Source organism: Nonomuraea rhizosphaerae (assembly GCF_019396405.1).
Taxonomy (GTDB): domain Bacteria; phylum Actinomycetota; class Actinomycetes; order Streptosporangiales; family Streptosporangiaceae; genus Nonomuraea; species Nonomuraea rhizosphaerae.
Genome location: NZ_JAHKRL010000409.1, coordinates 1 through 5,236, shown reverse-complemented (window position 1 = coordinate 5,236; position 5,236 = coordinate 1). Strand labels below are relative to the sequence as shown.

Genomic DNA, 5,236 nt, shown 5'->3' with positions numbered 1-5,236 from the left:
CCCAGGCCAGGTCCTGGACCCACGCCTCGGTGACCGAGCCGGCGGCGTCGGCGTGCCGCCGCCACGACGGGTTCTGGTCGATCGCGCTGTCGGGCGCCAGTTCGGCGACCCGCCGCAGCCGTACGTCGGCTCCGGCCGAGGCGGCGCCCTCGGTGACGGCCCGCGCGAGGGCGTGAACACTGCCTGTGGCGCTGTAGTAGATGACGGCGACCTTCACGGTCATGCCCGGCTCCTCGATGACGTAGGATTAGTTATGCGCATAATATTTATGCGCATAACTAATCTGTCAAGGAGCGCCTCGTGGACTTCGAGCAAGCCGACGCCATCAACCAGGCCATCCGCCTGCTGAGCCTGCGCCACCGGGCCAGGGCCGCCGCGCTGCTGGCTCCGCTCGGCCTGCACACCGGCCAGGAGGCGCTCCTGCTCGAACTCGCGCGGACCGGCCCGGCGATCCAGTCCCAGCTCAGCGAGGCGCTCGGCTGCGAGCCGCCCAGCGTCACGCTCATGACCCGCAAGCTCGAAGCCGGCGGCCACATCCGCCGCAGCCCCGCCCCCTCCGACAAGCGCGCCAGCGTCGTGGAGCTCACCGACAGCGGCAAGGCCCTGGCCGACCAGGTCAAGCAGCTGTGGTGCGCCCTGGCGGAGGAGACGGTGACCGGCCTCCCCGCCGAGACGGTGGCCGAGCTGCCCGGCATCCTCAGGACCTTGACCGGCAACGTGGACACCCGGCGCTCCCGCCGCCCGCAGGGCGACGGGAGCGTGGTCCAGCGCGGATCGGCTGGCAGGATCGGCCTGTGAGGCGATCGGTGACCTTGAGCAAGATCGAGTTCTCGGACTGGCGGGCCGTCCATTCCTGGGCCTGCCTGGCCGAGGTCTGCGCCTTCCAGACCTGGGGCCCGAACACCGAGGAGCAGACCCGCGCGTTCGTGACGGCCGCGGTCGAGGCGTGGTCGCGGACGCCTCAGAGACGCTTCCCGTACGTGGCGCGGCTCGACGGCGACGTGGTCGGCATGGGCGAGTTGCACGTCCGGAGCCGAGAGCAACGCCAAGGCGAGATCACCTATGTCGTTCACCCGCGCCGGTGGGGCCAGGGGGTGGGCACCGCGATCGGGAACGAGCTGCTCAGACGGGGGTTCGAGGAGGCCGGCCTGCACCGGATCTACGCCACCTGCGACCCGCGAAACGCCGGATCGGCTCGGGTGCTCGGCAAGCTCGGCATGACCTGGGAGGGGCGGCACCGCCACACCGCGCTGATCCGTGACGGCTGGCGGGACTCCGACCTGTTCGGCATCATCGAGGACGAGTGGCGCGCGGCCTTACGACCCTAGACGGCCGTGCCGCGTTGATCAGGGAAGGTCGTAGACGCCGCGTCTGCAGTGGCTGTCGCCGGCGACCCGGAACGTCCGGTCGGGTGCGCGGAAGGCGTGCCGGTCGCGGGCTGTCGGCACGGAATCCCATGTCACCGGCTCAGGGGAACTCGATGACGATCTTGCCCCGTACCCCTCCCTGTTCCAGCGTCCGGTGTGCGGCGGCGACCTCGGACAGGGGGAAGACCCGGTCGACCTGCGGGCGGATCGCCCCGGCCGTCACCCAGCGGCCCAGCTCGGCGAACAGCGGAGTGGTCGGGTTGCCGCTGAAGAAGCGGACCCAGCGGCGACGGCGCGCCGCGTGCGCCGCGATGAACCCCAGTGAGCGGGCGGGACGGTCGAGGTCGAACGCGATCGCCACCATCCGCCCGCGCGGGGTGAGCAGCCGGTGGAAGGCGGGCAGGTCGCTGCCGACCGTGTCGAGCACGACGTCGTACCGGCCCAGCCGGCCGGGCGCGCGGTAGTCGATCGCCTCGTCGGCGCCGAGCTCCTTGACCAGGTCCAGGTTGGCGGCGCCGGCCAGGGCGGTGACGTGCGCGCCCATCGCCTTGCCGAGCTGTACGGCGACGTGGCCGACGCCGCCGCTGGCCCCTCGTACCAGCAGCCGTTCGCCGGGCGCCAGCGCGGCCTTGTCCCGCAGCGCGGTGATCGCCGTGGTCCCGGCGGGCAGCGCGGCGGCCCGTACCGCGTCGAGACCGGCGGGTACGTGGTCGAGGCGGTCGGCCCGGACGGCGACGTACTGCGCGGCCGACCCCATCCGCCGCCCCGTGAGCCCCCACACCAGGTCGCCCGCCGCGAACCTGCTGCCGCCGGGCTCGGCCACCTCGCCGACCAGGTCGATGCCGACGCGCTTGGGGAAGCGGTTGCCGGTGAAGGGGCGCAGCCGCCCGGCGCGCATCGCCAGCTCGCCGCCGTTGACCGACACCGCCCGCACCCGTACCAGGACCTCGCCGGGACGGGGGCGCGGGACGGGGCCGGTGGTCACCGACAGCACCTCGGGAGGGCCGTACCGGTCGAAGGTCACGAGCTGCATGGAAGTGGAGGACATGCTCCACTTCTACCAGCGGAAACGGACGAGGTCCTCCACTTGGCCTAAAGTGAGAGACGTGACGATGACATCGCCTCGCTTGCGCACCGATGCCGCCGCCAACCGCGCCCGGATCCTGGAGGTCGCCCGCGACACGTTCGCGGCGGAGGGGCTGGGCGTCCCGATGAGCGAGATCGCCCGCCGCGCCGGTCTCGGCGTCGCCACGCTGTATCGCCGCTTCCCGACCAAGCAGGACCTGGTGGCCGAGGCGTTCGCCGAGCAGATGAGCCAGTGCGCGGGCATGCTGGACGCCGCCCTGGCCGACCCCGATCCGTGGCGCGCGTTCTGCCGGGTGGTCACCGAGGTGTGCGCGATGCAGGCCCGCGACCGGGGGTTCTCCGCGGCGTTCGTGTCGGCCTTCCCCGACACGGCGCAGTTCTGCGCGCTGCGTGAGCGGGCCGAGCAAGGGTTCGCCGAGCTGATCCGACGCGCCCAGGACGCCGGTGCGCTGCGCCGCGACTTCGACGTGGCCGACCTGCCGCTGGTGCTGCTGGCCAACGGCGGCATCCGGGCCGGCAGCCCCGAGGCGACCGCGAACGCCTCGCGCCGGCTCGTGGCCTACCTGCTGCAGTCGTTCCGGGCCGAGGGAGCCGCCGCGCTGCCCCCGCCCACCGTCATCCCGCTGGACACGGCCCTGCTCTGACCTCACCGGGCGCGCGACGGCATGGGCGGGACGCGTACGTGCTCGAGCCGGACGCCCACGCCGAACAGGCGGCGGCGAGAACTGATTCCGGCCCGGGTCAGGTGCGAGGTGACCGTGCGTGGTGGCGAGCCATCAGCAGGGCCAGGTGGACGCGCTCACCTCGTAGGTGTCCCGCCGCTGCGGGTCGACCCAGACCACCAGGTTGACCTGGGTGTTCTCGACATCCTTGACCACGCACTCCCCTTGGGCGGGAAGGAGCCTCCAGCCGTTGCGTAAAGCGAGGTTCCGGTAGAAGGACTCGATCCCGCCGGGCGAGCCGTCCTGGCGCGGGGTGCGATAGGAGCGGCTGATGGTGGCGTGGTGATCGTCGGTGTCGCCGCAGTCGCGGTCGCGCCCGCCCGCCGCGACGGCGCCGGCCGGAGCGGCGTCCAGGACGTCGAACGACGTCAGCGCCGCTTCGACGCTGTCGTACTGCGCGCCGCAGATGCTTCTGTGCTCCTTGATCTCAAGGAGCAGGGGGGCGGCGACGGCGCCGGCCACCGCCGGCAGGACTGCGGCCGTGATCAACAGCCACCTGCGCCAAGTCAATGCGGACACTCCGAACGTCTTCCGCCCCCGCGATCCCGCCTTCGGTCAGTTCTCGCCGCGGTAGGCGCGCAGTTCGCGGCGCGCCCGGTGGCGGCTGCGGCGGCGCTCCTGACGGCGCAAGTGGTACCACTCCCGGTTCCCGCCCCTGGTCTCGTGGACGAGCACGTGGTAGCCGGGAACGCCCCAGTAGCAGCCGTCCCTGTGCCGGTCCGCGCTGTCGGGAGTGACCTCTTCCGGCAGAGTGCACGGCCCGAACCGATGGTCGTGCACGGGTACGCAGGTCGCCGGCGGCGCGTCGGCCATCCGCACCCACCTGGGCCGGGTCTTGTCGGTCCTGCTCATACGGTCACCTTCCGGCTCCGTGACGCCCCTGGCCGGGGCCGTCATAAGAGCTGGCGCACCGTGATCACCTCCGACTTCGCGCACGACACTCCGGACCGGAGCGGCGTCGCCGCCCCGTGAACTTGATCTCGACACTACAGCGGACCGGCGGCATGCGAGTGGCTCAGGGAAGGAGCACGCCCACCTGGGGGAGGTCGCGGTGCCGGTGGTGCGCGCCGGTGATCCCGGCGAGGCTGTCCCGGCCGAGGGCCCGGTAGGCCGCGACGAGCAGTTCGTGCGCCTGACGCTCCCGTCCGGCGTCTCCCCCACTGGCCCAGTGCAGGTCACGGCCGAGGGTGAGGGCGCCGGCCGGGTCCCCGGCGGCGCAGCGCCGCAGGGCCTCGGTGACCCACGCGGCGACCGCCTCAGGGTCTCCGGTCAGTCGTTTGTGCAGGTCGGTGCACCACTCGTAGCCGTCGTAGGGGCGTTGCCGGCCGCGCGGGACAACCGGCTCACCGCTGACCAGGGCCCCGCCACCGTCCAGGGTCTCGAAGCGGTCCGGGTCGCCGGCCTCCAGCAGCTCGTCGTCGTCCCGGTAGGTCTCGTGGTAGGCGTCGCCCTCCTCGGGCCGGTCACCGGTCTCGAAGGTCATCAGCACCTCCCGCAGCGCCCGCAATCCGAACCGCTCCCGCACGAGGTCCTCGGCGATCGGCTCGTCCTGGCCGGTCTCGCTGTCGAGGTCGCGCTGACGCCATTCGATCCGCGCGCGTACCGCTTCCAGCGGAGTGCCGGACGGCAGGCCGACGCCGCCGCCGTCGTTGTTGTAGTAGGACGCGACACCGGCGCAGGTACGGCCGTCGTCGTACCAGAGCCCGAAGTGCAGCCCGTCGGTGCCGCCGTGCATGAAGGTCAGGAACTCGGGCGGATCCCGGTAGTAGCGGCCGTGCACCCGGACGTCGAGGCCCTCACGCGGCAGGCGCGCGGGGTCGTCGAACAGCTCCATGATCCCGATCGGCCGCAGGTCCGTGTCGTCGAGCGCGCGCTGTTCGACCGGCCCGAGCGACATCAGGAACAACCAGTACCGGAAGATCGAGTCAGGTAGCTCGATGCCCCAGTCTCCGGCGAACCGCCGCTCGATCACGGGCCGGTCCCGGGCCAGCCGCGACTCGGCGGCCGGCCGTACCGCCGGATCCGGCGGCCGGTGGGCCGACCGCCAGAGGGCGTAGTCCC

General features: G+C 72.5%; 7 protein-coding genes and 1 pseudogene. 3 read left to right on the top strand and 5 right to left on the bottom strand.

Going from position 1 to position 5,236, the window contains the following annotated elements; translation table 11 throughout:
- Window positions 1-223, bottom strand: a pseudogene (locus tag KME77_RS20950) (NAD(P)H dehydrogenase); the annotation flags it as partial.
- Window positions 224-300: 77 nt separating this feature from the next.
- Between KME77_RS20950 and KME77_RS20945 the strand changes: the two are divergent.
- Both KME77_RS20945 and KME77_RS20940 read left to right on the top strand, forming a co-directional pair.
- Window positions 301-798 carry a MarR family winged helix-turn-helix transcriptional regulator gene (locus tag KME77_RS20945; RefSeq protein WP_308250796.1) on the top strand — a complete coding sequence of 166 codons (498 nt, stop codon included), beginning with the start codon at window positions 301-303 and terminating at the stop codon, window positions 796-798.
- A gap of 8 nt (window positions 799-806) precedes the next feature.
- Window positions 807-1,328, top strand: coding sequence for a GNAT family N-acetyltransferase (locus tag KME77_RS20940; RefSeq protein WP_219470357.1), 522 nt, complete (start codon window positions 807-809; stop codon window positions 1,326-1,328).
- 139 nt (window positions 1,329-1,467) lie between these two features.
- On the opposite strand, the gene KME77_RS20935 is transcribed toward KME77_RS20940, so the two are convergent.
- Complete coding sequence (locus KME77_RS20935) at window positions 1,468-2,415, bottom strand: NAD(P)-dependent alcohol dehydrogenase (protein WP_246610359.1); 948 nt, start codon at window positions 2,413-2,415, stop codon at window positions 1,468-1,470.
- Window positions 2,416-2,479: 64 nt separating this feature from the next.
- Between KME77_RS20935 and KME77_RS20930 the strand changes: the two genes are divergently transcribed.
- Window positions 2,480-3,097, top strand: coding sequence for a TetR/AcrR family transcriptional regulator (locus KME77_RS20930; protein ID WP_219470355.1), 618 nt, complete (start codon window positions 2,480-2,482; stop codon window positions 3,095-3,097).
- 132 nt (window positions 3,098-3,229) lie between these two features.
- Here KME77_RS20930 and KME77_RS20925 read toward each other — a convergent pair whose 3' ends face one another.
- The 3 genes from KME77_RS20925 to KME77_RS20915 form a co-directional block, all read right to left on the bottom strand.
- Window positions 3,230-3,664, bottom strand: coding sequence for a hypothetical protein (locus tag KME77_RS20925; RefSeq protein WP_219470352.1), 435 nt, complete (start codon window positions 3,662-3,664; stop codon window positions 3,230-3,232).
- 66 nt (window positions 3,665-3,730) lie between these two features.
- Window positions 3,731-4,027 carry a hypothetical protein gene (locus KME77_RS20920; RefSeq protein WP_219470350.1) on the bottom strand — a complete coding sequence of 99 codons (297 nt, stop codon included), beginning with the start codon at window positions 4,025-4,027 and terminating at the stop codon, window positions 3,731-3,733.
- Window positions 4,028-4,190: 163 nt separating this feature from the next.
- On the bottom strand, window positions 4,191-5,236 hold a 1,046-nt coding region (locus tag KME77_RS20915; RefSeq protein ID WP_219470348.1), incomplete at its 5' end, for an ADP-ribosylation family protein.